Origin of the sequence: Bradyrhizobium campsiandrae (assembly GCF_014529705.1) — a bacterium.
In the GTDB taxonomy this organism is placed as follows: domain Bacteria; phylum Pseudomonadota; class Alphaproteobacteria; order Rhizobiales; family Xanthobacteraceae; genus Bradyrhizobium; species Bradyrhizobium campsiandrae.
Genome location: NZ_JAANIH010000221.1, coordinates 1 through 431 on the forward strand (window position 1 = coordinate 1; position 431 = coordinate 431).

At 37.8% G+C, this 431-nt stretch carries 1 protein-coding gene; it reads left to right on the forward strand.

Going from position 1 to position 431, the window contains the following annotated elements:
- Positions 1 to 210 precede the first annotated feature (210 nt).
- Positions 211 to 431, forward strand: a 221-nt coding sequence (locus G8O24_RS47180) for a hypothetical protein (protein ID WP_202988832.1), incomplete at its 3' end; no start/stop codon positions are given.

Consider the following 431-nt stretch of genomic DNA (forward strand, 5'->3'; position numbering starts at 1 on the left):
GTTGTAGTACATGATGGCCTCCTTTGTTGAGTATGATATCATACTCAAATTATAACATAGAAAAGCACATCAATGCAAGCAAAGATGTGCTAAAAATACAGTATTTTTGCGGGTTTAGGGCACTTTCTCAAAGGACTTGAGTTTGATTGCTCTGGGAAGTTAGCAATAATTTAAGTTGAATACTTTTAATGTGTATTGGCAGTGGTACAAGTGACATACGAAAGAAGAAGTGCGGAAAAAGCAATTGTTATAGCGCTAAGAGAAATGGGTGGCAGCGGCAGTCGAAAAGAAAGTAGAAGACTGATCGCTGACAACGGGTATGATGGCTGTACCCAGGAAGATGTTTATGGCATGGTTATCAATGCTAAAAGTGGTAAGGAATACTGTCCGTTCATGTTTGACTTCAATTTTGGCTTTAAAAATTTATATGC